The sequence below is a fragment of the Variovorax sp. LjRoot130 genome (assembly GCF_964253755.1).
Taxonomy (GTDB): domain Bacteria; phylum Pseudomonadota; class Gammaproteobacteria; order Burkholderiales; family Burkholderiaceae_C; genus Variovorax.
On sequence record NZ_CAXURM020000002.1, the window covers coordinates 335,304 to 359,982 of the forward strand.

At 62.2% G+C, this 24,679-nt stretch carries 22 protein-coding genes and 2 pseudogenes; 16 read left to right on the plus strand and 8 right to left on the minus strand.

Annotated elements, in window-relative coordinates; translation table 11 throughout:
• Positions 1–36: 36 nt before the first annotated feature.
• On the minus strand, positions 37–540 hold the full coding sequence (locus tag ACSQ86_RS31290) for a DinB family protein (RefSeq protein ID WP_436307270.1): 504 nt from the start codon (positions 538–540) through the stop codon (positions 37–39).
• Between the two features lie 190 nt (positions 541–730).
• On the opposite strand from ACSQ86_RS31290, the gene ACSQ86_RS31295 reads away from it, so the two are divergent.
• Together ACSQ86_RS31295 and ACSQ86_RS31300 are read left to right on the plus strand one after the other, a co-directional pair.
• Positions 731–1,294: a TetR/AcrR family transcriptional regulator gene (locus ACSQ86_RS31295; protein ID WP_436310421.1), complete on the plus strand. Its 564-nt coding sequence runs from the start codon at positions 731–733 to the stop codon at positions 1,292–1,294.
• A 414-nt stretch (positions 1,295–1,708) separates the two neighbouring features.
• Positions 1,709–2,893: an acetyl-CoA C-acyltransferase gene (locus ACSQ86_RS31300; RefSeq protein WP_436310422.1), complete on the plus strand. Its 1,185-nt coding sequence runs from the start codon at positions 1,709–1,711 to the stop codon at positions 2,891–2,893.
• Positions 2,894–3,176: 283 nt separating this feature from the next.
• Here the strand turns inward: ACSQ86_RS31300 and ACSQ86_RS31305 are convergent, their stop codons facing one another.
• The gene (locus tag ACSQ86_RS31305; protein ID WP_093110928.1) at positions 3,177–4,115 is read right to left on the minus strand and encodes a LysR substrate-binding domain-containing protein; all 939 of its coding nucleotides are present in this window, start codon (positions 4,113–4,115) and stop codon (positions 3,177–3,179) included.
• A 97-nt stretch (positions 4,116–4,212) separates the two neighbouring features.
• On the opposite strand from ACSQ86_RS31305, the gene ACSQ86_RS31310 reads away from it, so the two are divergent.
• The 7 genes from ACSQ86_RS31310 to ACSQ86_RS31340 all read left to right on the plus strand — a co-directional run bounded on the left by ACSQ86_RS31310 (position 4,213) and on the right by ACSQ86_RS31340 (position 9,698).
• Positions 4,213–4,665: a hypothetical protein gene (locus tag ACSQ86_RS31310; protein ID WP_093110930.1), complete on the plus strand. Its 453-nt coding sequence runs from the start codon at positions 4,213–4,215 to the stop codon at positions 4,663–4,665.
• A gap of 105 nt (positions 4,666–4,770) precedes the next feature.
• Entirely contained in the window at positions 4,771–5,925 is a 1,155-nt protein-coding gene (locus tag ACSQ86_RS31315; protein WP_436310423.1) for a trans-sulfuration enzyme family protein, read from the plus strand.
• Positions 5,926–5,962: 37 nt separating this feature from the next.
• Complete coding sequence (locus ACSQ86_RS31320; RefSeq protein WP_436310883.1) at positions 5,963–6,850, plus strand: transporter substrate-binding domain-containing protein; 888 nt, start codon at positions 5,963–5,965, stop codon at positions 6,848–6,850.
• Between the two features lie 37 nt (positions 6,851–6,887).
• Positions 6,888–7,625: an amino acid ABC transporter permease gene (locus ACSQ86_RS31325; RefSeq protein WP_436310424.1), complete on the plus strand. Its 738-nt coding sequence runs from the start codon at positions 6,888–6,890 to the stop codon at positions 7,623–7,625.
• Positions 7,625–8,314 carry an amino acid ABC transporter permease gene (locus tag ACSQ86_RS31330; protein WP_436310425.1) on the plus strand — a complete coding sequence of 230 codons (690 nt, stop codon included), beginning with the start codon at positions 7,625–7,627 and terminating at the stop codon, positions 8,312–8,314. The genes ACSQ86_RS31325 and ACSQ86_RS31330 overlap by 1 nt, the downstream gene beginning before the upstream one ends.
• 138 nt (positions 8,315–8,452) lie before the next feature.
• On the plus strand, positions 8,453–8,968 hold the full coding sequence (locus tag ACSQ86_RS31335) for a cupredoxin domain-containing protein (protein ID WP_436310426.1): 516 nt from the start codon (positions 8,453–8,455) through the stop codon (positions 8,966–8,968).
• A 415-nt stretch (positions 8,969–9,383) separates the two neighbouring features.
• Positions 9,384–9,698, plus strand: a complete 315-nt coding sequence (locus ACSQ86_RS31340) for a helix-turn-helix domain-containing protein (RefSeq protein ID WP_436310427.1) — start codon at positions 9,384–9,386, stop codon at positions 9,696–9,698.
• Between the two features lie 138 nt (positions 9,699–9,836).
• Here ACSQ86_RS31340 and ACSQ86_RS31345 read toward each other — a convergent pair whose 3' ends face one another.
• The 3 genes and pseudogenes from ACSQ86_RS31345 to ACSQ86_RS31355 all read right to left on the minus strand — a co-directional run bounded on the left by ACSQ86_RS31345 (position 9,837) and on the right by ACSQ86_RS31355 (position 12,213).
• A complete protein-coding gene (locus ACSQ86_RS31345; RefSeq protein ID WP_436310428.1) occupies positions 9,837–10,676 on the minus strand; it encodes a phosphate ABC transporter substrate-binding protein in 840 nt (279 codons plus the stop codon).
• Positions 10,677–10,846: 170 nt separating this feature from the next.
• A pseudogene (locus ACSQ86_RS31350) lies at positions 10,847–11,173 on the minus strand (IS21 family transposase); the annotation flags it as partial.
• 68 nt (positions 11,174–11,241) lie between these two features.
• Positions 11,242–12,213 carry a JmjC domain-containing protein gene (locus ACSQ86_RS31355; RefSeq protein WP_436310429.1) on the minus strand — a complete coding sequence of 324 codons (972 nt, stop codon included), beginning with the start codon at positions 12,211–12,213 and terminating at the stop codon, positions 11,242–11,244.
• A 1,140-nt stretch (positions 12,214–13,353) separates the two neighbouring features.
• Between ACSQ86_RS31355 and ACSQ86_RS31360 the strand changes: the two genes are divergently transcribed.
• Complete coding sequence (locus tag ACSQ86_RS31360) at positions 13,354–13,836, plus strand: response regulator transcription factor (protein WP_436307261.1); 483 nt, start codon at positions 13,354–13,356, stop codon at positions 13,834–13,836.
• A 62-nt stretch (positions 13,837–13,898) separates the two neighbouring features.
• Here ACSQ86_RS31360 and ACSQ86_RS31365 read toward each other — a convergent pair whose 3' ends face one another.
• Positions 13,899–14,924, minus strand: coding sequence for a lysyl oxidase family protein (locus ACSQ86_RS31365; RefSeq protein WP_436310430.1), 1,026 nt, complete (start codon positions 14,922–14,924; stop codon positions 13,899–13,901).
• A 181-nt stretch (positions 14,925–15,105) separates the two neighbouring features.
• Positions 15,106–15,591, minus strand: a complete 486-nt coding sequence (locus ACSQ86_RS31370; protein ID WP_436307259.1) for a hypothetical protein — start codon at positions 15,589–15,591, stop codon at positions 15,106–15,108.
• Between the two features lie 356 nt (positions 15,592–15,947).
• On the opposite strand from ACSQ86_RS31370, the gene ACSQ86_RS31375 reads away from it, so the two are divergent.
• From ACSQ86_RS31375 to ACSQ86_RS31385, 3 genes are all read left to right on the plus strand, one after another.
• Positions 15,948–16,433: a hypothetical protein gene (locus ACSQ86_RS31375; RefSeq protein WP_436307258.1), complete on the plus strand. Its 486-nt coding sequence runs from the start codon at positions 15,948–15,950 to the stop codon at positions 16,431–16,433.
• 127 nt (positions 16,434–16,560) lie between these two features.
• Entirely contained in the window at positions 16,561–16,989 is a 429-nt protein-coding gene (locus ACSQ86_RS31380; RefSeq protein WP_436307757.1) for a VOC family protein, read from the plus strand.
• Between the two features lie 941 nt (positions 16,990–17,930).
• Positions 17,931–19,001 (plus strand): hypothetical protein, encoded by a 1,071-nt coding sequence (locus ACSQ86_RS31385; protein WP_436307257.1) that lies wholly within the window; start codon positions 17,931–17,933, stop codon positions 18,999–19,001.
• Positions 19,002–19,548: 547 nt separating this feature from the next.
• Here ACSQ86_RS31385 and ACSQ86_RS31390 read toward each other — a convergent pair.
• Positions 19,549–20,520: a Bug family tripartite tricarboxylate transporter substrate binding protein gene (locus tag ACSQ86_RS31390; RefSeq protein WP_436310431.1), complete on the minus strand. Its 972-nt coding sequence runs from the start codon at positions 20,518–20,520 to the stop codon at positions 19,549–19,551.
• Positions 20,521–20,642: 122 nt separating this feature from the next.
• Here ACSQ86_RS31390 and ACSQ86_RS31395 point away from each other — a divergent pair, with 122 nt between their 5' ends.
• The 3 genes and pseudogenes from ACSQ86_RS31395 (at position 20,643) to ACSQ86_RS31405 (ending at position 23,452) form a co-directional block, all read left to right on the plus strand.
• Entirely contained in the window at positions 20,643–21,443 is an 801-nt protein-coding gene (locus tag ACSQ86_RS31395) for an IclR family transcriptional regulator (RefSeq protein WP_436293121.1), read from the plus strand.
• An 84-nt stretch (positions 21,444–21,527) separates the two neighbouring features.
• Positions 21,528–22,736 carry an alpha-hydroxy acid oxidase gene (locus tag ACSQ86_RS31400; protein ID WP_436307255.1) on the plus strand — a complete coding sequence of 403 codons (1,209 nt, stop codon included), beginning with the start codon at positions 21,528–21,530 and terminating at the stop codon, positions 22,734–22,736.
• A gap of 46 nt (positions 22,737–22,782) precedes the next feature.
• A pseudogene (locus ACSQ86_RS31405) lies at positions 22,783–23,452 on the plus strand (RraA family protein).
• Positions 23,453–24,679: the final 1,227 nt, after the last annotated feature.

The window sequence follows — 24,679 nt, forward strand, 5'->3', positions numbered from 1 at the left end:
GCCATTCAATAGCTCGACAGCGCCATCCAACGGCGTTCAAGCAAGAGCCCGCCTTCTCGTCAACGCCTCCGCCTCGTGTAGATAAGTGGTAAATCCATCCTTGGCAGGCGGAACGGAATTGAGCAGCATCACTGCGCTGACCTGTCCACGATGACCTGTTCCGTGCGTGACAACATGCATGAGCATTTCCTCGCGGGACATACGCCCCACTGCGCCGTCAGTGAACGCGAAATCGATTCGTTCGGCCAATTGGGCAAGATCGAGCGTCGATACATAGTCGATGTATTCCTGATCGCTTCTTCTGAGATCAGCGGATAGATCTTCCAGCGTTGGCATCTCGCTTAAGTTGGCCGATGTGTACGCGTGAGCTTCTCGCCTAATGTGTGCGGCGAATATGCGGTCGACCACGTATGTGTGGCTCAAAGCCTTGATGGCCAACGCGGTGATTGGGGAGTTGTCCCCAAGCCGGGCCAGCGCCGTCAATAGCTGGTCGTTCGCCCAAGCTTTGTATCTGAAGAGGTGGTGCAATGTGTCGTCCATGTCATGGGTCTCCTGAGGGGGTTGCGCGCGACAGGTCTTGCATGCAAGAAGTTGCGTCGCCTATCCGCGTGTGCTCAGAATATGAGCGATCATTCGCTTTTGCTACTCGCATTGACGGCATCAAAAAATGGCGCAAAAACCAGTCACTAGGCCCAGGAAAATCGCCACTCAGGAGCGATCGCGCGCGACTGTGGACAACCTGATTGAGGCAACCGCTCGCATTTTGGTTAAGGACGGCTTCGACAAGGCCAGCACCAACCGCATCGCGGAAGTTGCGGGGGTGAGCATCGGTTCGCTCTATCAATATTTCCCCAGCAAGGAGGCACTCGTCGCCGCCGTGATCGAGCGCCACCAACAGCAGATCATGCAAACGGTGCGGAGCGAGTTGACGCAGGTCTCGACCCAGCCGCTGGACAAGGCAATGCGCAAATTCGTCGCTGGCGCGGTAGAAGCGCACCGTCTCGATCCCCAACTGCATCGAGTGCTCGCCGAGCAGATCCCGCGCGTGGGAAAGCTCGAGAAGCTGGAAACCTTCAGTCGTGAAAATTTCAGTCTGTTCAGGGCCTATCTCGATGGAGCTCGGGACGAACTCGGTGTCGATGACCTGGAGCTCGCATCATTTGTATGTGTCACCACGATCGAGGCGTTGACGCACAACGCGGTGCTGCGCCATTCCAAAGTGCTAACCGACGATCGGATGGAAGCGCTCATCGACGAGGCGGCGCGCCTCGTGACCGGCTATCTGAAAGGCTAGCGCGGAAACCATCTCCGTGTGGTCCGCGTAGATCGCCAAAAGCCCATCCATTGAGATCGCTCGTGTGAGGGTCCGCACAGCGACGGTGAGCGGACGGCAGGTCCAACTTTCTCAAGCGTCTGCTTACGCTGCGAAGCCGGCATTTGGCCTTCGAAGCAAGAACACGAAGCCAAGGGGATCTCCGTGCGCCTCGGCTGGATATCTGCTCGCGCAGTGTCCAAGGCCCGCCGGCGGCGCTGAGTTGGAGCTGAAGCACTAAAGGGCGAACAGTTTGCAATCGAAGAGGAGGCCGTTGATGCCGGTATGGGCGCCGCGATCGACATGCTCAACGGCGAGGTGATCCGCCTTGACGGCGCGATCCGCTTGCCCGCACGGTAGTCGTCCGGTCTTTCGTTACCCATCTAAGGAGATCCTATGACCGAATCCATTGTCATCGTCGGCGCAGCCCGTACCCCGATGGGCGGCTTCCAGGGCGACTTTTCTACCCTCGCCGCGCACGACCTGGGCGGCGTCGCCATCAAGGCGGCCGTCGAGCGCGCGGGCATCGCGTCCGAGGCGGTCGGCGAGGTGCTGTTCGGCAATTGCCTGATGGCCGGCCAGGGCCAGGCGCCGGCGCGCCAGGCGGCCTACAAGGGCGGCCTGCCCGACAGCGCGGGGGCCGTCACGCTCAGCAAGATGTGCGGCTCGGCCATGAAGGCCGCGATGCTCGCGCACGACCTGCTGCTCGCGGGCACGCACGAGGTGATGGTCGCGGGCGGCATGGAGAGCATGACCAACGCGCCCTACCTCATGCTCAAGGGCCGTGGCGGCTACCGCATGGGCCACGACCGCATCTTCGACCACATGATGCTCGACGGCCTGGAGGACGCCTACCAGCCCGGCCGCTCGATGGGCACCTTCGGCGAGGACTGCGCGGCCAAGTACAAGTTCACGCGCGAGCAGCAGGACGCCTTCGCGATCGCCAGCGTGGAGCGCGCCAAGGCCGCCACCACCTCGGGCGCCTTCAAGGCCGAGATAGCGCCGGTCACGGTCAAGGGTCGCGGCGGCGACACCGTGATCGAGATCGACGAGGGCCCGGGCAAGGTCAAGCTCGACAAGATCCCGCAGCTCAAGCCGGCCTTCAAGAAAGAGGGCGGCACCATCACCGCGGCCTCGAGCTCGTCGATCAACGACGGCGCCGCCGCGCTGGTGATGATGACCGAGAGCACCGCCAAGAAGCTCGGCGCCAGGCCGATCGCGCGCCTCGTCGGCCATGCCACCCACGCTCAGCAGCCCGAATGGTTCTCGACCGCGCCCGTGGGCGCCGTGTCCAAGCTGTTCAAGAAGACCGGCTGGGGCGTGAAGGACGTCGACCTGTGGGAAGTCAACGAAGCCTTCGCCGTGGTGCCGATGGCGCTGATGCACGAGCTCGACGTCTCGCACCACATCGTCAACGTGCACGGCGGCGCCTGCGCGCTGGGCCACCCGATCGGCGCCAGCGGCGCACGCATCATGGTCACGCTGATCCATGCGCTGCAGCAGAAAGGCAAGAAGCGCGGCGTGGCGACGCTGTGCATCGGCGGCGGCGAGGGCACTGCTGTGGCGCTGGAGATCATCTGATGGAAATTCGAGGCAACGTGTTTTTGGTTTCTGGAGGGGCGTCCGGGCTCGGTGAGGGCACGGACGCGAACGCAAGGTGCTCTTCGGCACCAGCATTCCAATGCTTTCCTCGCATCTCGCTTAAAAGCCGAACAGCCGAGCGGGGTTGCTGACAAGCAAGCGATGCCGCATCCCAGGCGGGCTCCAGCCGGCAACAGCGTCGAGATTGTTGCGTCTACTGCTCGTTCGGATCGGTGAAGTGCCCGCCGGTGCAAGCGCAGCAAGCCTGTTGTGGACAAGCGAGCTATCGCTTTGAGCCTGGTTTCAAGAAGACGGACAGTGCCTTCTGATCTTCCGCGAGTTGGATTCTCATGAGTTGCAGGACGCGCAGCGCAACGCTCGACAGGGGTTGCCCCGGTGGCAGCACCAGCAGTCCGGCGAAAGACACGTCAAGCGACAGGGGGCGGATGACCAGCCCCCGCTGGGCATACTCGAGGGCAGTGATCGGATTGACGACGCCGATGCCTAGCCCACGCATGGCCATTTCGCAAACGCTCGCCGCGTACGGGGTTTCGACAACCACGCTCAGGCCGACATCGCAATCCGCCAGCGCGCGCTCCAGGCGCCGTCGCGAGGCGTCCTCGGGGTTGAGCGCGAGGAACGGCTCTTCCGCGAGCTGGCGCGGCTGGATGGTCTTGACGTTGACCAAGCGGTGCTTCGCGTGCATCACCACAACGCCGGGAAAGCGTGCGAACTCGGAATGTTCCAGGCCCGTCGTTGGCATCTCATCGGCCATCAACCCGAAGTCGACCTGGCGCCCCAGAACGGCCTCGTGCACCTCTCGCGAACTGAGCACCTGCAGCGAGATCTGAGGCCGGGCTTCGGAGTCCCGTCGCTCGGCGACAAGCCGGGATAGCACTCGCGGGACAAAGGTCAGTCCGAATGCCGGATAGACCGCGACGCGCAGGGTGTTCACCCCGAAACGCTTCAGGCTGCGCATGCGGTGCTCGATGCTGTCCAGGCCGACGAAAACGCGCTCGACCTCGAGCAACAACGCCTGGGCTTCGGGCGTCGCATGCAGGCGGCCTCGAAGCCGGCGGAACAGGGCAAAGCCGGCGGCTTCCTCGAGCCTGCGCAACGACTGGCTGACGGCGGGCTGCGTGACACCCATGAGCGCGGCGGCCTTGCTGGCAGACCCTACCGACATCACGGAGCGGAACACCTCGATTTCCCGGAGCAACATATAACAACGACTTATGGAGAGAGAATTTCAGGCGTGATTCAGATTATCACCACGGCCATAGAGTCGGTAGCTTCAGCCACCCCCTTGGAGAAGCGCCATGAAACTTCAGACCATCCTGGCAGTGACTGCCCTGGCTCTTGCCGTGCCCGCCTGGGCGCACGACTTTTCGTCCGACATCGCCAAGTTCAACAGCATCGCAGCGACCAAGAAGCTCGACAGCGAACCGGCCCTCGCCGCGAAGCTCGCACTAGAGCGCGCGCAAGGAGAGATGGAGCAGTCGGACGTGAAGATGGTGTTGCGCATCCGCTCGATGACCAACGCGGGCCTGCGCACGCTGGGGGAACAACCCGCCTTCCTGACCAGCGAGTTCAAACGCCTGGAAGCCGCGCTGGCCAATCCCAAGACGAATGACGCCACCAAGGTCGCCGCAGCGAAGGAGATCTTCGCCCGGTTGGCGATCGAGATGCGGGTGTACACCGATCTGGAAAACATGGCCGTCGAGCAGATGAAGCAAGCCTTGCAGCTCATCGAATCCGCGCCTGGCAAATGAGCTCAGCAGCACTGCCCGCCGTGGCAAGAACGACGTCATCGCCTGCAAGCCAACTTCAGAGCAGGGCGCAAATCCTGCATCTGTGGAACTGACCAACCTTCCATCGTGAACTCACAAACTCCAACCAACGACGCGTTTGCCAGTCTGGTCCCGCCGGTGTGGCGCGCCTCGACGGTCGTCTTCGATTCGCTCGACGATTTCGTGCACCGGCGCAGCCGCATGCCGGACGGCTTCAGCTACGGGACCACCGGTACGCCAACGCAGCGCGCACTCGAGGTGCGCATCGCCGAGCTGGACGGCGCCGCGCATTGCGTCGTCTTCCCTTCAGGGCAGGCGGCCATCTGCAGCACGCTTCTGGCTCTGCTCAAAAAGGGCGATCACCTTCTGATGACCGACGCCGCTTACGGCCTCGCCAAATCGTTCGCCGTTGAGCGGCTGCAAGCGCTCGGCGTCGAGGTCGAGTTCTACAGGCCGCGCATCGGCGCGGACATCGAACGGCTGATCCGACCGACAACGCGGCTCATCTGGCTGGAGTCGCCAGGGACGGTGACGATGGAGCTGGAAGACGTCCCGGCCATTACCGCCATCGCCCGTGCCCACGGTGTGGTGACGGCCATCGACAACACCTGGGCGAGTCCGCTGGGCTTCTCTGCACTGGCGCACGATGTGGACCTGTGCATCCACGCTTGCACCAAATACATGGGTGGCCATTCGGACGTGCTGATGGGTAGCGTCGCCACCAACGACGAGCGCCTGTACCGATCCCTGCGAGGTCTTCAATCGCTGATGGGACTGGCCGTCAGCGCGGAGGACTGTTTCCTCGTGTCGCGCGGATTGGACACGATGCAGGTGCGGATGGAGCGCCAGGCAGCCAGCGCGCAAATGATCGCTGCCCGGCTCTCGGCGCACCCATTGGTCCGCCAAATGCTCTTTCCTGCTTTGCCCGGCGCACCGGACCATGCCACGTGGGCCCGTGATTTCAAGTTGTCGGGATGCCTGATGTCGCTGCAGCTTGTGGACTCGCCTTATGAGGCCTACCGCACGCTATTCCGGGAGCTGAAACTATTCTCCATCGGCGCGAGCTGGGGTGGCGTGCGCAGCATCGCGGCCTTCTACCCGGCGGAAGAGCTGGCCGAACGCAATTTCAGTGACGTGCGCGGCCCGGTGATTCGCCTGTCCGTCGGCTTGCAGGATCCGCACGAGCTGCTCGACGAGCTGCTGGGCGCCCTGAACGCCTTCGAAACCAGTTTCAAACGTTAGTCCAAGACATTTGGAGCCCGCGATGACTTTCAAGCCGATGATCAAAACCCTTATTGCCGCGGCCGGCCTCGCGCTGTGCGCTGGCGTGGCCGCGCAGTCGCTGGATGGCACGCTCAAGAAAATCAAGGACACCGGAACCATCACTGTGGCGACTCGCGGTGCATCCATTCCGTTCAATTACCTGGACGACGACAACAAGCAGACGGGCTTCGCCTGGGACATCTCGCAGCGCGTGGTCGAGCAGGTGAAGAAAGATCTGAAACTCGCGAGGCTGGAGGTCAAGACCCTGGAGGTCACTCCGCAGACGCGCATTCCTCTGGTGGCCAACCAGACTGTCGACCTGGAGTGCAGTTCCACCACCAACAACGTCGAGCGACAGAACCAGGTTTCGTTCTCGACCACCTTCTTCGTCGTCGGAGCGCGCCTGCTCGTGCGCAAGAACTCCGGCATCAAACACTGGTCCGATCTGGTCGGCAAGAATGTCGTCGTCAGCGCAGGAACAACCGCCGAGCGCATGCTGCGCCGCCTCAACGAGCAGAACAAGTGGGGCATCAACATCATCCTGGCCAAGGACATCAACGAGAACTTCCTGACGGTTGAAACCGGACGGGCAGTGGCGGCCACGCAGGACGACATCATTCTCTTCAGCAACATCGCTCGCGCCAGGAATCCGGCGGACTGGGAAGTGGTGGGCGTGCCCCAACAGAAGGAGGCCTATGGCTGCATGCTGCGAAAGGGCGATGTCGCCTTCAAGAAGCTCGTCGACAACGTGATCGTGGGGATGATGCGCTCGGGAGAGTTCACGTCGCTGTACGACAAATACTTCCTTAGGCCGATCGCCGTCAAGGGAAGCGTCACCGTCAACTTCCCGATGTCGCCGGAGATGCAGCAACTCATTCGCAACCCGAACGACCAGCCGTTGTGATCGCCCGGCGACGAAATCTCATGAACTGCCTCACACGATGCACTACGCCTGGGATTGGCTGATCTTCTTCAAGCCCTCGGTCACCGGGGAGGGCCTGTACGGCCTGATGCTTGTGCGTGGATTGTTGTGGACGGTGCTCCTGTCGTTGATGGCCTGGACGCTTGCGCTAGGTCTCGGCCTGGCCGCCGGCGTGGCGAGGACGCTGCCCAATCGTCCCGCGCGCTACCTGTCCACGGTGTACATCCACTGCTTCCGCAACACGCCACTGCTGGTCCAGCTGTTTCTCTGGTACTTCGTCGTGCCGGAACTGTTGCCCATCGAATGGGGCAATGCGGTCAAGCAGATGAATCCGACGACCAACCAGTTCCTCACGGTACTGGTCGGACTGACGCTCTACACGGCCGCGAAGGCGGCCGAGCAGGTGCGCGCAGGCATCGAATCGGTGCCACCAAGCCAGAAGCAAGCGGCCATGGCGCTCGGGCTGGGGACCACAGCAGCCTACCGGCATGTGATCCTGCCGCAGGCACTACGCATCGTCATCCCGCCGCTGACCTCGGACTTTCTGAACGTGTTCAAGAACTCGGCCGTGGCGCTCACCATCGGGCTTATGGAGTTGACCGGGCAGACGCGCCAGCTCAGTGAGTTCAGCGCCCATCCTTTCGAGGCCTTCATCGCCGCGACGGTCATCTACATGGCGATCACTTACGGCGTGATCGTGCTGATGCGCCGTATCGAGATTCGGGTGCGCGTGCCGGGCCTACTGGGAGGCGCCTGATGGGTTACGACTTCGACTGGGCGTCCTTGCAACGCGCCTGGCCGTACTTGATGCAGGGCCTGCAGATGACCGCCTTCCTCGTGGTGGTCGCCATGGCAGCGGGCATCGGCGTCGGAACCCTGCTGGCAATCACCCGCATTTTCGCGCCGCGTCCGATCGCGACCGCCGTTGCCGGCTATGTGAACCTGTTCCGCTCGATTCCGCTCATTCTCACGATCCTGTGGATCTACTTCCTGATGCCCGTGGTGCTCAGAATCGCCACAGGCGATCCAAACCTTACTGTTGGACCGATCTATGCGGCGCTGGTGGCGTTCGTACTCGCGGAGTCCGCTTACTACTGCGAGATCATCCGCGCTGGCATCGGCAGCGTCCGCGCGGGGCAGATGCAGGCGGCCCAGTCGCTGGGCATGACGCCCTGGCAGACCTTGCGCCACGTCATCCTGCCCCAGGCGTTTCGCAACATGACGCCCTCGCTGATCAATCAGACCATTGCCCTGCTCAAGGACACCTCGCTCGTCTACGTGATCAGCCTGAACGACTTTCTCGGGGCGGCGACCAAGGTGGGACAGCGCGACGGGCGCGTTGTCGAGGTCTATATCCTCGTTGCCGTCGTCTACTTGGCACTGTGCACGGCAGGTGCCTGGTGGGTTACCTGGCTGCAACGGCGCAAGGCCGCGCCGGCGCTTTGAATGAACTTCATGATCGAAATCAACGACGTCTCGAAGTGGTACGGCTAGTTTCCGGTGCTGCAGGACTTCTTCTCCAAAATCTCGCAGCATTGAATTGATGGCCTAAGTTCGCTGCACTGTTTCAACCCAAGGAACCACATGAAATCGATCAAGGCATTGATGCTGGCCAGCACGCTGGCGCTCTCTGGCGTTGCATTTGCGCATGGTGATGAAGACCACAGCGAGCCGTCCGGTCCGATCAGAAAGAAGCAGAAGGATTGGGGAATCGCGGGAGACGCTCGAGCGGCGAAGCGAACTCTGACATTCAAGATGACGGACGACATGCATTTCACCCCTGACCGCATCCAGGTGAAGCAGGGCGAGACGGTCAGGATTTCCATCAAGAACGATGGGAAGTTGATGCACGAGTTCGTCTTGGGTACGAAAAAGGAACTCGACGAGCACGCAGCGCTCATGGTGAAGTTTCCCAGCATGGCGCACGACGAGCCTTATATGGCACACGTTGCTCCCGGCAAGACGGGCGAGATCGTCTGGACCTTCAACCGGGCCGGCGATTTCGACTTCGCCTGCCTCGTGGCGGACCACTATGAAGCCGGCATGGTCGGTAAGGTCAAGGTTGTGGCTTCCTCCAGTGCCAAACCGAGTCCGCCCTAAGCTTTGCCCTCACGTTAGACCTCTCGAAGAAGGCGACGACGTCGCGACGAGGGCCTGGCCGACGGCCGAGCTCGACTTGTTCTGCGACCGGGCATGCCCCGCTCACAGAGCGGCACGCGACTCACCGGTGTGGTCCAACGATCTCCCGGCGCTGATGCGTCCAGACGGAATGTCTTCAGAACCCGGAAGCGGGGGACGTTATCGAAGGCACTGGTGTTCTGCGCAAGCTGCGACACGGCGATGCCCGGCGGGGCAAGGGAAAGAGCGGCGGCCTGCGGGTCATCTACTACTGGTGGGATGGCGGCTCGCAATTCTGGCTGTTCACCCTCTATGACAAGGATGAGGCGACCGACTTGAGGCCCGACGAAAAGAAGGCGCTCAAGAGCATGCTGAAACGCGAACTGGAGTCCAGAAAATGACGAAGCGAAACCTCTTTGCCGAGATTTCTGAGGGCTTCGAGGCCCTCGCAGAGCATCGCGGCGGCAAGCGCACGCTGCGCACGCATGAAGTTCAGGACATGCCGGCGCCAGCGATCCCGGCGAGCGAATTGATCGCCCTGCGCGAAAGCCTCCATTTGTCCCGTCCTGTATTCGCCCGCTACTTGCGCACCAATCCGAGGACGCTGGAGAACTGGGAACAGGGCCGCGCCAGGCCGAATGCGCAGGCTGCACTTTTGATCCGTCTTGTCCAGCGCTTCCCTGATACGGTGGATCGGCTCGCATCCGTTTGAGTCTTGTCGATAAACGATGGCTGATGTCCGTCGCCGGCCACAAACCGACATTTCGCTACGTCGGCAATGCCGTCAGCCCGTCAAGCGCCCTCCTGTTCAGTGTTTGAAGCTGGCCCAGTTGTCAGCGCTTGCTTGCCTTTAACGCAAAGGGACGGCACCGTTGGCGAGGATGACGCGATCTCCGTCCGGGCTGAGCAAGAAGTCGAGGAACTTCCTCGTCGAGCCAACTGGCTCGCCCTTGACGACAAACAGAAAATCGCGGGTCAGAAAATAGCGGCCGCTCTTCACGTTTGCGATCGTCGGTGCCACGCCATTGAGTGAAAGGGCTTTGACCTTGCCCCCGCTTTGTTCCACTACGGTCATGCTGGTCATGCCCAGCGCGTGTGGAGTCTCCGCAAGTGCCTTCGCCATGTCGCCTCCGCGAGGCATCACCTTTGCTGTCGCAACCTCCTTCAGGTCCTTGAAGCAATCGATCTTTGCTCGAATCACTTCAGGGTCCACTTCTGCTGGGGGGCGCGTCAGCACTGCGACGAGACTATCGCTGCCACCCAAAGGACGCCAATTGTCGATCTTGCCGCCATAGACTTCGCAGGCTTGGATCTCGCTGACGTTGGCGATCGGGACAGTCTCGTTGACTGCGAAGACAACCGCGCCCTTTGCGGCCTCAAAGACTCTCAGATCGCCCGCGCGCGCATCCTCGGGCTTGATGCCGTGGCTAGCGAGGGCAATCTGAATCTTCCCTTCTGCCAGCGCTTTGAGGCGTGCGCCTGTGCCGAGCCCTATCCCGACTTCGATCTGCGCGTCTGGGACCTGCTGGCGGTAAGCGCTCGCAAGGGCCCTCGCGAGCGGGAGCATTCCAGTCGAACCATCTAGAATGATCTTTTCCTGCGCCCGCGCCGGCAGCAGCACGAGTGCAAGCGGAACAACTATGGCCAAAGCAAGTGCCTTCGACCACAACACAGATCCGATGGTTGACATGATCTTCTCCGGTTCGGTGTGAACCGCATTCAACATGAATGTGAGCACACGGCCTGACGCGAGCTGCTCGCTCGACCGAGCGGGATCAGAGCCATTGTCACACCTTGCCCGCTCCGCAGCGAACTGCGAAGGTAGCGGGGGGATCGGAGAAGGTGGTGTGGCTCTGGAGCGACCTGGCTCTTCTCCCAGCCTGAAGCCGGGTTGCAGAACTCGGCCTCGAACAGGTAGTGGCTCACGAGGGCGCTGAAACGCGCGTTGACGTCGCGCTCCTTGCCGCGACGCACACGGTCCACGGCCGTCTTCATGTTGTCGTGGATGCCGCGCCGGGGCACGCCGCCGAGCACCTCGAAGGCGCGGTTGTGCACATCGAACAGCATCTCGTGGGTCTGCAGCGGGTAGGCACGCACGACGAACGCGCGGCTGCGGCCGAGCTTGAAGTGCGCCACCTGTAGCTTGGTGCGCTCGCCGGCGATCACGGCCCAGTCCTCGCTCCAGTCGGTTTTCACGCTTCACCGCCAACTGGGCGCTGATGGTTGAGCTCGACACCGCCTTGCCGAAGCCGATCCTAGAAGGAGCCTGGCGGCGCCTTTGCTTGGAGCTTGACGCCGCGCAACGGGGCGATCATCCGTGACAGCGAAGAACGAGCCATGCCAACGAACATGCCCACTGGCGCCTTGAGCGCGTCCGCGGCGGCCGATTCGCCAGGGAATGCGGGTGACATCTGCATCTTCCGCATGAGCCTGTTGACCTGATGAACACACGCCATCCTGCGCGTCACCGAGGTGTAGAAGGTAACTCCGATCGAGATCGAGACGCCGTCCCCAGGCCGCGCCCAGCCAGGGCCGGAACTCGTCATGTGCGGTGAGGTGCTCGGGAAATAGACGCCGTCGCCCGGCTGGGTCTCGAACTGGTGGCTGCGCTGGCGAAACTCTTCCTTGAAGCGGACTTTTCTCAGCGAATGGCCGACGATGAAATCCTCCACGGCTTCGGCCGGCACCACGACCCGATCCGTGTGGTCCCATACGTTCATGGTCTTGCGGCCATGCAACTGAAGCCAGAAATTGTTCTCGCGGTCGATGTGGAAAGGGGTCACCGAAGGCGGCGCCGAAATGAATACGAAGCCATTGACATTGAAGATGCCAGGCTGCTCGCGCTCGACATAGGGCCGCATGGTGTCGACGATGCTGGCGAGCAAGTCCGCGTAGCGAGGAATGACCTCGATGTTGTAGAGGGCGACCCAAGAGCCAGGCTCCTCGATGTGTCGAAACACTTCGTCGATGCCACGGCCGTCAGGATGCTCGCTGTCGTGCGTGAAACTGGAAGCCTGCGAGGTGCCTGGCCGAATGAACCGGCACTTTTTGAAGGGGACGAGCTCCTTTGCCAGCTGTGCGAGTTCAGCCACTTGAAAGAGCGGATGTTCGTGGAAATTGTGACGCAACGCCGCGATCTTGTTCACAGAAAAGCGATCGGAGTCGTCCGTCCACACGCGGCAACTCTTGGTCTGCTCCCCACTCAAACTGCTGTTGCTGTTGTTCATGTCCACGAACGCACTTACTGTTGTGTCGTACAAGTTGATGGTGCCCGCAACAGGTCCGCGATACCCTGGGTGTTTGAAGGTCGGGGCCTCGTCTCGCCCGGACACCTCGTCAATCGCGATGGCTTCATCCGTGCCGGCCCTTCCTTGCGTGGGTCAGCTTCCTTCGCTCGTGGTCGAGCACGGTACTGCCCATCACGATTCGCCGCGCCACCGTAGCGTGCAACCGCTCATCTGCAGAGGTTTGCCTTTGAGTCAAGACGTAGGCGCCCCTAACTCGCAATGAGGACGCGAACAAGAACGACGAGGAACCCAACAGCAACGAGGGCGGTGACCGCCGTCGTCACGAGGTCGGGCGATCTGTCGTCCGCGTTCTGTCTTGTCGACGTGGCGTAGGCGTGAGGTGTTGACGCGGCCGTGTCAAAAGCGGTGCTGAACGGGCTGTAGAGCGCGCCGCCACGGCTTACCAAGCCAGACTCGTCGGCCTGGAGATCGACGCCGACTGATTGTTCGATCGGGACGACGTCGACGGAGGACGGCTTTTGAGCTTCGGCTGCGAACAGCGGTGCACCCGCGGTTGCCGACAGGGCTACCAGGCAAATACCTGCAAGCGCTAGGCGGGCTCCACGTTGTCTAAGCACCACGACGGCGTCCTTGCTGCAGTTGGTATCGTCACGATGTCAGTTTTTGGTTTTGGGCGCCATTCCACAAAAGAGGAACACGTGCAACCGGTGGGTAAGCGCGGCCCGTCGCCCTCGATCGCTGTGGCCCTTCGCAGCCGCATCCTCAACTCACGGTCTCGGCCACATGTCGACCCGGGACCACGTGTAGCTCTTGCGGGTTGCTTCCGCACTCGAGGGGCCGCTACCTCGGGTCGCGCTCGAACTCGCCCCTTGATGCCTTCGATGGCGCTAGTACACAGCACCCATGCGCCTTCATGACAAAGCGCCTATGGAGCGACGGGGACTTGCGGCGTAGCCTCGTCTCCATGATATGGATCCCGCGTGTTCATCGGGGTCGAGGTTTTGCGACGAACGAAGGAACCACTGAACATTTTGAAGGACTGGCATGCTTTTACCGAGAGAGGGGCACGATGAACGGAGAGAAAGCAGCACGCCTCAGTTGCCGCGTCCAATCACGGTCATGATCGCGTCAGACCGCCAAGCGTTGCTTCTGGCAAAGATGGCGAGGCTGATGCACGAGCCGGGAATCGAATTGCACGCCGAGTCGCTCACTGACCCAGCGCGCCTGGGCTACAGCATTGAGCAGAAGTCGCCAGCTGTCCTGCTGCTCGACAAGGCCATGCTAGACCGCCTGGATGGTGAGTCCATTCAAACGATACGCGCGCTGGCGAACGCAATTGCGGACCTGCTGTCGGCCTCCCCCTGCATCGTCGCAGCCAAGCCAATCCATTCGGCACGCAGCAGCACCACGCTCACGCACCGCGAGCAACAGATCGTCGACCTGCTGCGCTGCGGGTGCACCAACAAGGAAATCGCCAACCAGCTGGGGGTCATGGAAGACACGGTCAAGAAGCACTTGCAAAGCGTGTTTCGCAAGCTCGGGGTGCGCCGACGCGCCCTGGTAGCGCTGCGTCCGCATCCCGCGGCCTCGAGCTGCAACTGAGGATGCAATGACCGGGACGCCTCGTGCGCAGATCCGTCCTGCGCACCTCTTGTTGCCATTCCTTATTCCGTCACAGTAAATGCCTTGGGCAGCACTCCACCCGGACCGACACGAACATCCCATACCGGGTTGCGGCCACCACGTTTCTTGAACGGCACCGTCACCGTGGCGGTGATCATGTCGAGCGTCGAGGTATCGCTGGCCAAGCGGACATTGCTCGCGATCGGTCGCGGACCATTGCCGCCCTCGAAGGTCACCGTCATGCCGTCGCTGAATCCATAGCCCGTGATGGTGACCTGAACGGACGTTCCGGCCTGTGCCGTGTTCGGAGTGATCGACACCGCCGTTGAACAGCTTCCGCTGCTGTCCAGCACGGTGACCGTGCTCGGCTTCTTGATATCCAAGAGAACACAGGAGACGTTGTCGTTCTCTTCGGATTCGATGATGACCTTCTTCGGATCGATCTCGATCTTCAGCTGATAGATGCCATCCGCGTTGTCCGTGAAGTCGATCTCTTGACCGGCGAGATGGCTTCCGTAGGTGTCGCCCCAGCCGACGGACATGCCTTGAATAGACCGGCCGCAGGTGTTGTAAACCGCTTGCCCGGGCGCCCCGGGCAACGTCGTGTCCATCTTGGTGGTGTCCATCACGCAGAAGGTCATCTTGCTTCCGGTTCGCACTGAGCCGCCCGGAGCGTTGACGGGTTGCAGCGTGTACAGCGCATAGTCGTCGAAGTGGAAGTGGCTGTGGGCGGGGTGCCACTCGAAGTAGCCTGCGAGACGGAGAAACGATGTGCCATCGCTCAGGAAGACGCGCTGAAACACTTGCTGCTTACCCGACCCTGTGTCGACGGATCCTGCCTCGAGTTGAAGCGGCCCGGTTCCGTTGTTCCAACTCGTCGTGCTGAAGCGCAAAATGGAGCTAGCGGACGCGTCGGCTACGAGCGAGAGGCTCGAAGCGGGCAGAGGTTTCAGGTTGGGCGGCCGGTCAACCACCGTCTGAGCCATCGCGCTGCTGGCAAGCGCCACAACACAAGCCGCCAGCGAGCCAAAGGCGACCGACCGAAAGTGGGAAGGGTTCGTGCTCATCGGCGCGGCTTTCCAGGTTATGAGAGACAAGTCTTCGTTGGGGCTCGGACCCGCAAGTCGAGCCATTCGTCATGCACTCGACACGCCAGTCTCCGACGCAGCGTGCGGCGCGGATGGCGGGCAACCGCGCGAATCGGAGGGATTTCCCCCTCCCTCCGAGCGCGCGCGAGATCGAAATCGGCTACTTGCAGATCTCCTTCTTCGGGTCGCACGGGGGCGGCTCTTTGGTCTCGCAGCTGAAGTCGGACAGCACCAGCCTGCCAGGCAGGTTCGTCGAGGCACTGAGCAGCGTGCCAGCACCCGTGCAGTTGAAATGCTGGGTGCTCTGGAGCACCTTCGAGGGACTGACGCTGCAGGAATTCCCCGATGACCAGGTCGCGCTGAGCGTGCCGGCGCCGGCGCCTCCCGTCTGGTTGTTGACGAAGTGCCAGGTGCCCGTGGAGTCCCCGCAAGACTGCCCGCTCAGGTTTTCGAGTTGCGCAGCCAGGGCCGTTCCGGCGTAAACACCCAGAGCCACTACGACCGGCCTCAGCCAATACCGCTTCTTCATGCTTGTCTCCTCGTGGACTTCCGTCATCTCGGCCACCTTCGATTTGCCGCGCCTGAGCGGGACGATGACGCCATGACGGAACAATCGACAGCTGGTGCGGCTGTCACGCGTGGTCACCAAAGGTCGCCCTCAGCAGATCCTGTATGCGAATCTGCAGTTGGCATCGTCACGATGTCAGCTTTTAGTACTAGGCGCCATTCCACGAAAGGGGAACAGCGTGCAACCCCGGGCGATGGCTGTCAGCATCTGAAAGTTCGTCGCTGCCAGATGAAGTTGGGGCAGGCCACGCCGGGCACCTCAGCCTGACTGACTCGCCAAAGCTTCCTTCGACACTGTCAGATCCGGCTGCAGCAGGAGCGGACCTTCGAACCCGGACCCCGAACTGGAGCTGTCGGCCAAAGCCGGACCTCTGAGGTCGCCTTCCAGTTCACCCCATCCGACACGCCCCCAATGACCACCGGCGCCCACCCCAAATGAACGTCGCTAGCTTGATGCCGAACTTCGGAAGCACCTTGAATTCCGTCCCTTTGCTGGAAGCGTTGCGGGAACTGAGCATCGAGCCATCCGAAGAGGGGTCACTGCCAGACGGTGACTACATTGCCTACGTGGAGCGCCCTTCCGCCGGTGTCTCATTTGTGTTTACCGACGAAGCCATGCTCTTGGGCAAGGGCGAGCAGGCCATCGGAACCGGGGCTCTCTTCTTTACCGGCATCTTCTTCTATGCGGAAGGAGTGGACGGCTATTCACAGTACGGCCATGAGCTACCTGGCGGCCTAGACTTTTCTGACCGCCCTTCATCATTGAGACGTCGGCTGGGCGAGCCCGAATGGTCGCGATGGCTCGACGGGTCAGTCTTGACAGACCGATGGCAGTTGGACGGGCGAAAGCTCCATGTTTCCTACTCGGACGACGGGCAAACTCGCGTCGTCACCTACTTCGTACCCAACATCGAAGGGTGACCGAGAGCGGCTACAGTCGGCCAGGGGCCGACATTCACCATGGGGGTCCTACGTGAAACGTCTCGACGTTCTCACGCCCGCCGGACACGCCGCGTGCAAACTGGCGCAAAGTCAAAGGAGCGTATGCATGGAAACACAGGAGTTGCACCGCGGGCGCCTGATCGATCACATCCAGCTCGTGGTGAGCGATCTTGCCGCGAGTCAAGCTTTCTACAAGGCTGTCTTCGAGGTGCTGAAGATTCCGATGGGTGGTGCTGGCGAGGACTATTTCTGGGCCGATGAGCTTTTCGTGTCGACCGCCGACAGCAAAGCCGCTCAGGGCCAGTTGACCGGGCGCCACCACCTGGCTTTCCAGTCCCAGGACAAAGCGATGGTCGATGCGTTCTACAAGGCCGCGCTCGCGCATGGCGGCACGGACAACGGAGCACCCGGCGAGCGGCAGTATCACCCCGGCTACTACGCCTGCTTCGTGCTCGACCCCGACGGCAACAACATCGAGGCCGTGTTCCACGGCGAGGCCCGGCGTAGCGCGCCCTCGGTCAAGGTAACGTTCTGATCCTGCGCATGGCACGCGGGCTATGCAAGTGCAAAGGCGGATCCTGCGGCGCGAACTACTGCCCTGCGACCGACCAGCCCGCTTGTTCGACCGCAACATAGCTTGGGGCGGCGAACAGCCGTGACCGGCCAATACCAGACCTTCGTGGTGGCCCTTCATTTTGGACACGCCTCATGCCAGATTCGCCACATAGCTCAGTCAGCGAATCCACAGTCATCGGAGCAGCGTCAGCACATGAGGACGCGCAGCATGGACGGGGAGACGCGCGACCGGCGCGCCCGTATTGCTCACGGTTGGCTGCCGCCATATGGCTACTGAGCCTTTTCCTTCCGACGCTCCAAGCAGAGTCGAGAACAGTCATCGGCGTCGAGGTTGCGCTTCAGTTCATCTCACCCTGGGCTTGGCTGCTTGCGCCAACCATCTTTGTTCTATCCTCGTTCACGAACGTCGTCTTCCTGCTTCAAGTTGGAAGGTTGGCGCGAGCAGGTCGACCTCACTCCAAAGCGCCAACGCCCGCCCCAATCGCAGTCGCACTTCTCATCAACCTGATTGCTTGTTTTTCGATTGTTGGAACCCCCAGCTATCGGGCGCTGGTGCCCGACCTTTTTACCTTGCCAGGGGTCTGGTTCTGGCTAGCTTCATTTGTGCTGCTCTTGGTCGGCATCATGCGAGGTGAATCCCCTGGCCGGTCCATCATGCGGACCTCTCCGCGCAAAGCGGGCCATGCCGCCCGTGACGAACCTTGAACAGGTTTGCACCTTCGGACTTGGCCTCGGTTGACTGCCTTTGGCTCGCTGTGAGCTTGACGAGCGGCGCGAATCGGCCAGCACCAGACATCCAATCCCGACGCCCAATGGAAGAAGGAGCGAAGACATGGAACGGGTGCGTGCAGCCGGATGCCTAAGATGGCATAACCGTACTGGCGCAGATCACAATTCGGCATGACGAATCCTTTACCGCCGAGAGCCGCCGAGCCTGCATACCTCACCGAGGCGCTTCTCAAGTCAGGGGCACTCGACGGGGGTCGTGTGACAGACGTGTCGATCGAGGCATCGTTCGCGACCGTGCTTTCACACATCTTCAGGTTGCGCCTCGTTTATGCGAGCGCGGCAGCCGGTGCGCCGGCAACGCTCATTTTGAAAGCCGGCTTGAAGGACCGCCCCGGCGGACCATGGCTTGGTGGCCGGCACGAGGTCGCGTTTTACCGGGACCTCGTGCCCGTGATGCCCGTGGGCATCGCGCCGCGCTGCTTCGACGCCCAATGGGATGAAGGCACGGGCACCTGGCATATATTGCTTGAAGACCTCACGGACTCGCACGCCGTTGCGACGCGCTGGCCCTTGCCTCCCACCTTTGCGCAATGCGAGGCCATCGTCCGCACGCGAGCTCGATCCCAAGCGGCGTGGTGGGACGACTCGCGACTCGGCGTGACGGTCGGCTCCTGGCAGGATGCTAGCGCTGCCGACGAAGCGACGAAGAATCTGATGGCGCAGTTTGCGCGCTTTGCCGAGGAAATGGGCGATCGGCTTTCCGATGATCGACGTGCGCTTTACGAGCACTTGTTCGAAGCCGCGCCGCGCTTGGCCGCACGCTACCAAACTCATCGCCACATGACAATCGTCCAGGGCGACGCGCATGCCTGGAACTGCTTCCTGCCGCGCGATGGCGCAAAGGATGGCTGCAGATTGTTTGACTGGGATGCGTGGCGCGTCGACATGGGATCGGATGACTTGGCATGCATGATGGCCCTGCAGTGGTATCCCGATTTGCGGAAGCGCTTCGAGACGCATCTGCTGGACAGCTTCCATGAAGAATTGACGGTGTGCGGCGTGCAGGGCTATGACCGGCGCGCTTTGCAGGACGACTATCGGCTGTCCGTGCTCTGGCTGATCGCGACGCCTGTCTGGCAGCATGCGAACGGGATTCCATCGGTGATCTGGTGGAACAATTTCGAGCGTGTTCACCTAGCCGTCGAGGACCTCGGCTGCCGCGATCTGCTGGGAAGAAGTTGATGGTTTGACCGGCTCCATTCGGCCACTAGCGGAAGTTCGCCCCAGCCTCGAGAATCAGCTCTATGACCTTTCAACAAGTCAAACTTTGGGGGCCGTTCGCCTGTGCGTCTTGCCTCACCATCCTGGCTTCTAAGACTCTTTGGAGTACCAGTTCGTACTACACGTACCTGTCTTTGCTGGGGGTCGCGAGTGTTTTGCTCGCGGCGCGACTTCTCTTTCAGACCGGCAGGAAGGTCTGGCCTATGGCAGGAGTAATCACAGGCTTGCTGGTAGGCCAATGGTGGTTTGTGCAAAGTCTCATCAACCGGTTGTTCTTTCGCTTTTCGGGGTTCGCCCCATAGGCCAGCTGTTCGTGGGTGAACTGCGAGTTCCGCGATGGCATCCTCGCACTCATCACGCTCCCACGTCCGAGGTCGTAGTTCGGCCAGAAGCGGACGGACATCAGTCGGAGCCCGCGCAGCTTTAGCGTAGGCGGCGTGTCACCCCAACCTGACGTCAGCCCATAGGGTGCGGAAAAGTCACTCCAGTTGACCTTTCGTTTCACCAACTAGTTCAGTTCGATCTTCGCGTCGCGGATCACCTTGTCCCACACGGCGATTTCCTTGTGCACGGCGGCGGCGAGCTGGGCCGAGTTGGCCAAGGCGATGTCTACGCCCTGATCATCAAACCGCTTCGCCAAGCCCTTGTCGGTTGAGGCCTTGGCCATGGCGATGTAGAGTTGCTCGATGAGCGGTGCCGGTGTGCCGACGGGCACAAAGATTCCGTTCCAGCTGCTGTACTGGAAACCGGGCACTGTCCTGGCAATCAGTGGCAGATTTTTCAAGGGCGTGGCGCCGCTGGGGGCGGTAATGCCCAAGGCGCGTATAGCGCCTTTCTCGATCATGCCGGTGAACGAAGGCATGGTGCCGAACATCCCTTGCACCTGGCCTGAAACGAGATCAGTCATGGCCTGGGCCGCGCCCTTGTAGGGCACGTGGGTGATGCTGATGCCGGCCGCGCGGGCGAACAGTTCGGTTCCCAGGTGGGCAAGGCCGCCCACGCCCGCCGAGCCGAAGTTCAGAGTGCCAGGGTGCGCCTTTGCATAGGCCACGAGTTCACCCACCGTGTGCACCGGCAGCTTGGCGCTGACCACCAGCACGTGCGGCGCAGTGGCGACCATCCCGACGGGCGTCAATTGGCTGAGGATGTCCACGCGGTTCTTGGCCAATAAAGGCTGCGCGGTGATATTGCCCGACGCACAGAAGAACGTGGTGTACCCATCGGCGGGCGAGCGTGCCACCGTGTTGAGGGCGGGCACGCCGGCGCCTCCGCCCATGTTTTCCACCACGAAGGACTGGCCGAGCGTGGCCGTCATGGCCTGGGCAAGGTCGCGGCCCAGCACGTCGGTGGCGCCACCCGCGGCAAACGGGATGACCATGCGGATCGGCCGGTTGGGGTAGGCCCCCTGTGCCCGCGCACCAAACGCTGCGAGGGCTGCAGCCGAAGTGAGGAAGGTGCGACGTGGCAGGTTGCGAGTCATGGCAAAGATCTTTGGTGGCTGAAAGCCGCATCATGTAGAGGGGCTCCGCATCCGACAATGCGTTTCGTATGGCGTAACAGATTGGCAAGCTTGCTACCATAGCCCGCAGCGTGGAGATCGATATGCCAAGCAAGAAAACCCAGGAAGTACCTGTGCGCACGGCGGCCCTGCTCAAGCAATTGCTGCTGGACAAACCCGTGTCCGTGCCCGGGCAGGAGACGGTGAAGGCAGTGGTGCGGGCGATGTCCATCCTCACGGCCTTCGATGGGGACGAGGTGTACTTGCCGCTGAACGAGCTGGCGCGCCGCACCGGCATGCACAAGCCTACAACGCTGCGGCTCGCGCGCAGCCTGGCTACCGCACGCTTCCTGGTGTGGCGCGAGGACGGGGCCTGGCGCCTGGGCCCGGCAGCAGGCTGGATAGGTTCGCGCTACCAGGCGCAGTTCGATCTGGATTCGGCGATAGAGCCGATGCTGCGACAGCTGAGTGCGCTCACGGGAGAGACGGCCTCCTTCTTCATTTTCGAGGGCAACCTGCGCAGTTGCCTGATGCGCTGCGAGGGGCCGAAGGGAATACAGCACCACATCCGCACCGGCGAGGTTTTTCCGCTGGACCGAGGCTCAGCGGGCCGGGTGATCCTTGCGGCACTGGGGGAACCGGGGGACCTGTACGAGGGCATACGCCGCCAGGGCTTCCACCTGACGCGGGGGGAGGGACGCTCCAGCATCGCCAGCGTGTCGGTGGCAGTGCGGGGGCGGCACGGGGCAGTGCTGGGCTCTGTCAGCAGCTCGGGCCCAATGGAGCGTATGACGGCGCCACGCCTGCGGCGCTACGCGGCTCCGACCCTTATGGCCGCGCGAATGCTGGGAGAGGCGCTGGGCGCCATGCCGGCGACCGCGCTTCGGGCTTCCTGGCACCCCTGAGCGGAGCCTTCCCACACCCCGGCCTGCGTTTCGCTAGACGTAACGGATTGAGGTGCGGGCGCGGCGGGTTGTCCAATGCGAGCCATGAACTCACCAAGACAGCAGTCTGGGCCCGCCCCCAATGCCCGGCGCCACTTGCCGGCCAGCCTGCGGCCCATCCTCAGCCTGGGCGATCTGGAGCCTGCGGCCCGAAGCCGCCTGCCGCGCCCGCTGTTCGGCTACCTCTCGGGCGGGGTAGAGGACAACGTGAGTCTGGATGCCAACCTGGCCGCCTTCCGCCGCTGGATGTTTCGCACCAACGTGCTGGTGAACGTGTCGGACCGGCAGCAGCGCACCCGGTTGATGGGTATGGAATACCAAGCGCCTTTCGGCATCGCGCCCATGGGGCTGTGCGCGCTGTTTGCCTTCAAAGGAGACGTGGTCATGGCGGAGGCTGCGGAGGCTGCCGGCATACCGTATGTGTTGAGCGGCGCGTCGCTGACGCGCATGGAGGAGGTGGCGCAAGCGGCGCCCACATGCGGCTGGTTCCAGGCCTACATACCGGGCGATCCGGCGCATATCGAGGGCCTGCTCGAGCGGGTGAAGGCCGCGGGCTTCAAGACTCTGGTAGTGACAGTGGATACCGCCACGCTGGCCAATCGCGAGAACAATGTGCGCGTGGGTTTCTCCACCCCCCTGCGGCCCAGCGTGCGCCTGGCGTGGGACGGGCTGACGCGCCCACGCTGGCTGATAGGCACGCTGGCGAAGACACTGCTTCAGCGGGGCATGCCGCACTTCGAGAACGCCAGCGCGCAGCGGGGTGTGCCCATCATCTCCAGCGGCGTGGTGCGGCAGTTCGGCCTGCGCGACCACCTCTCGTGGGAGCACCTGGCGCTGATACGCAGGTCTTGGCCCGGCAAGCTGGTGGTGAAGGGCCTGAGCGCGGCCGACGATGTGCGGCGCGCTGAGCAGGCCGGGGCTGATGGGGTGATTCTTTCCAACCACGGCGGCCGCCAGCTGGACGGAACTATGCCGCCCCTGCTGGCCCTGCCCGAGGCGGCCCGCGCCAAAGGCGGCATGGCGCTGATGCTGGACAGCGGTGTGCGCCGCGGCACCGATGTGCTGAAGGCCCTTGCGCTGGGGGCAGATCACGTGTTCGTGGGCCGACCCATGGCCTATGCCGCGGCGCTGGCGGGCCGCGCCGGGGTGGCCCATGCCATCACGCTGCTGCGCGACGAGGTGCACCGTGACATGGCACTGCTGGGCGTGAACCGTCTAAACGACCTGGGGCCCGCACGACTGGTGCAGGTATAGGTTCTTCTTTCCTTTCTCGTCTTCTGCTTTATACAAAAGAACCGACATGACCACGCTCCCCGACATCGTCCGCGAAATCACTCGCGTCGCTCCCGACGTAGTAGCACGGGCCGCGACTTTCCAGGCCGCTATTTTGGCCGACGTAGCGGGCCGCCGCGGGACGCTGCATGGCCGCGTGGCGGCAGTGGACGCACGCATGTCCTGCGCCGGTCCCGCGGTTACGGTAGAGGTGCGCCCGGGCGACAACCTGGCCATCCATGCCGCCATGGCGCTAGCCCGGCCGGGCGATGTCCTGGTGGTGGACGGCAAGGGCGACCAGACAGCCGCGCTCATGGGAATGCTGATGCTGAGCGTCTGCAAGAAGATTGACCGGCGTCGTGGTGGACGGCGCCATACGTGACCGGCTGGAATTGCTGGAGCTGGGTATGCCAGTGTGGAGCGTAGGCTTCAATCCCGCCGGCCCCACCAAGCTAGTGCCGGGCCGCATTAACCACCCCATATCGGCTGGCGGCTGCGTGGTGAACCCGGGCGATCTAATAGTGGGCGATGCCGACGGCGTCGTGGTGATCGAGCGGGCCAAGGCGCCGGCCATGATGGACCTGGCTGCCGGGAAGATGGCCGACGAGGCCAAGCGCCTAAAAGACATCCACGCCGGCAAAACCGAATCGAAGTGGCTGCCCGCCGCCTTGCGTGCCGCCGGAATGCTGAAGGATTGAGAGTGGACTCGCAAACTCCCAGGGGCGGGTCGCAACCTGCCAGCATGTACAACAACGCCTAGCCAGAGCGCGTACGGGGTCAGTACCAAGGCTAATTCCGGTGACTTTCAGCATCGAGTTGGCCCTGTGCGTCATTAAGCTTGGCCTTGACCAACGTCGCCAGCAGTGATTGCCGACCACACACGTCGGCTCGATGCGTCGACCAGTTGGAGCCGCGGAACCTGCGGCCAACGACGGATGCCCACCGCGCGCTGGATTGCGTGCCGCCGTACCGCTAGGATTGGTCGACAGCCGTTATCGGCCAGGAGCGGCCGCTCGGCCGCGCTGCAGAATTCGCCAGATAGCCGACGTTCGCGGCGCGCGCACGACGATGTCTGTTCAGTTTCGGACCACTTGCGTTCACGGCGTGCATGCTCCGTTTTTCACGGTGCCAGCAGCAGGGCTCGCCAATGGAATGCTGCCGACGAGAGGGATTAATTTTTTCCCCAAAAAGTTCTTGAATCAAGTTTTTTGATCTGGCTAGACGTGCGCGCCATACTGAGATCGCGGCGTCTTGCCGCATACAGTCGAGCCACGATCACCGGCCAGGACCAAGCGAGGAGGGGGACGGTTGCGATTGCCCGTCCGAGCCGTTGATCTTTAACGAATGGGGTGACTCACAGGAGCGCTTATGTGTAACTTAGGGTTCGCCGAAGCTTTTTCAAAGTACGGCGCAACGCTGAAAAATGTGCAGTGGTCTGTGTGCGCCGAGGCGCGAGATGGAAGCCTCGTGGTGAGTCTCTGGGAGCACCACTTCTTGCCACCGAAGGATGGCCGCGTTGTCTGCCGTGATCGCTTCGACCGGTGGAAGGGCGCCGGGAACGCCGAGTTTCGCGATAAGGTTTCCCGTGCGTTCGCGTCAAACCAGCAGATTCGCGTAGTAATCTCCCATGCGGACAACCCCGATCAGATTCAGGCTGGCGTGGACGCGAGAACTGTACGGAAGTCGTTCTGCATTAGAGAGGACTGAGTCGGTCGCGTTTCACGCATCGGCGGTGAGGAATACGAAATTGAGTTCGTCCACCGCTAGTCCAGTGAGTTGTACGGGGAATTAAAGCAAGCCTTCGATGTCCACATGCGGGCAACCTTGGCCCCGCACCTGGACGTCAGCTGTGGGCCCGAAGCTCCGAGCCCGGTACCGGCTACAGTCCGTCGGCCATAAGGAGACATTCAGGTCAGCGGCCTGTT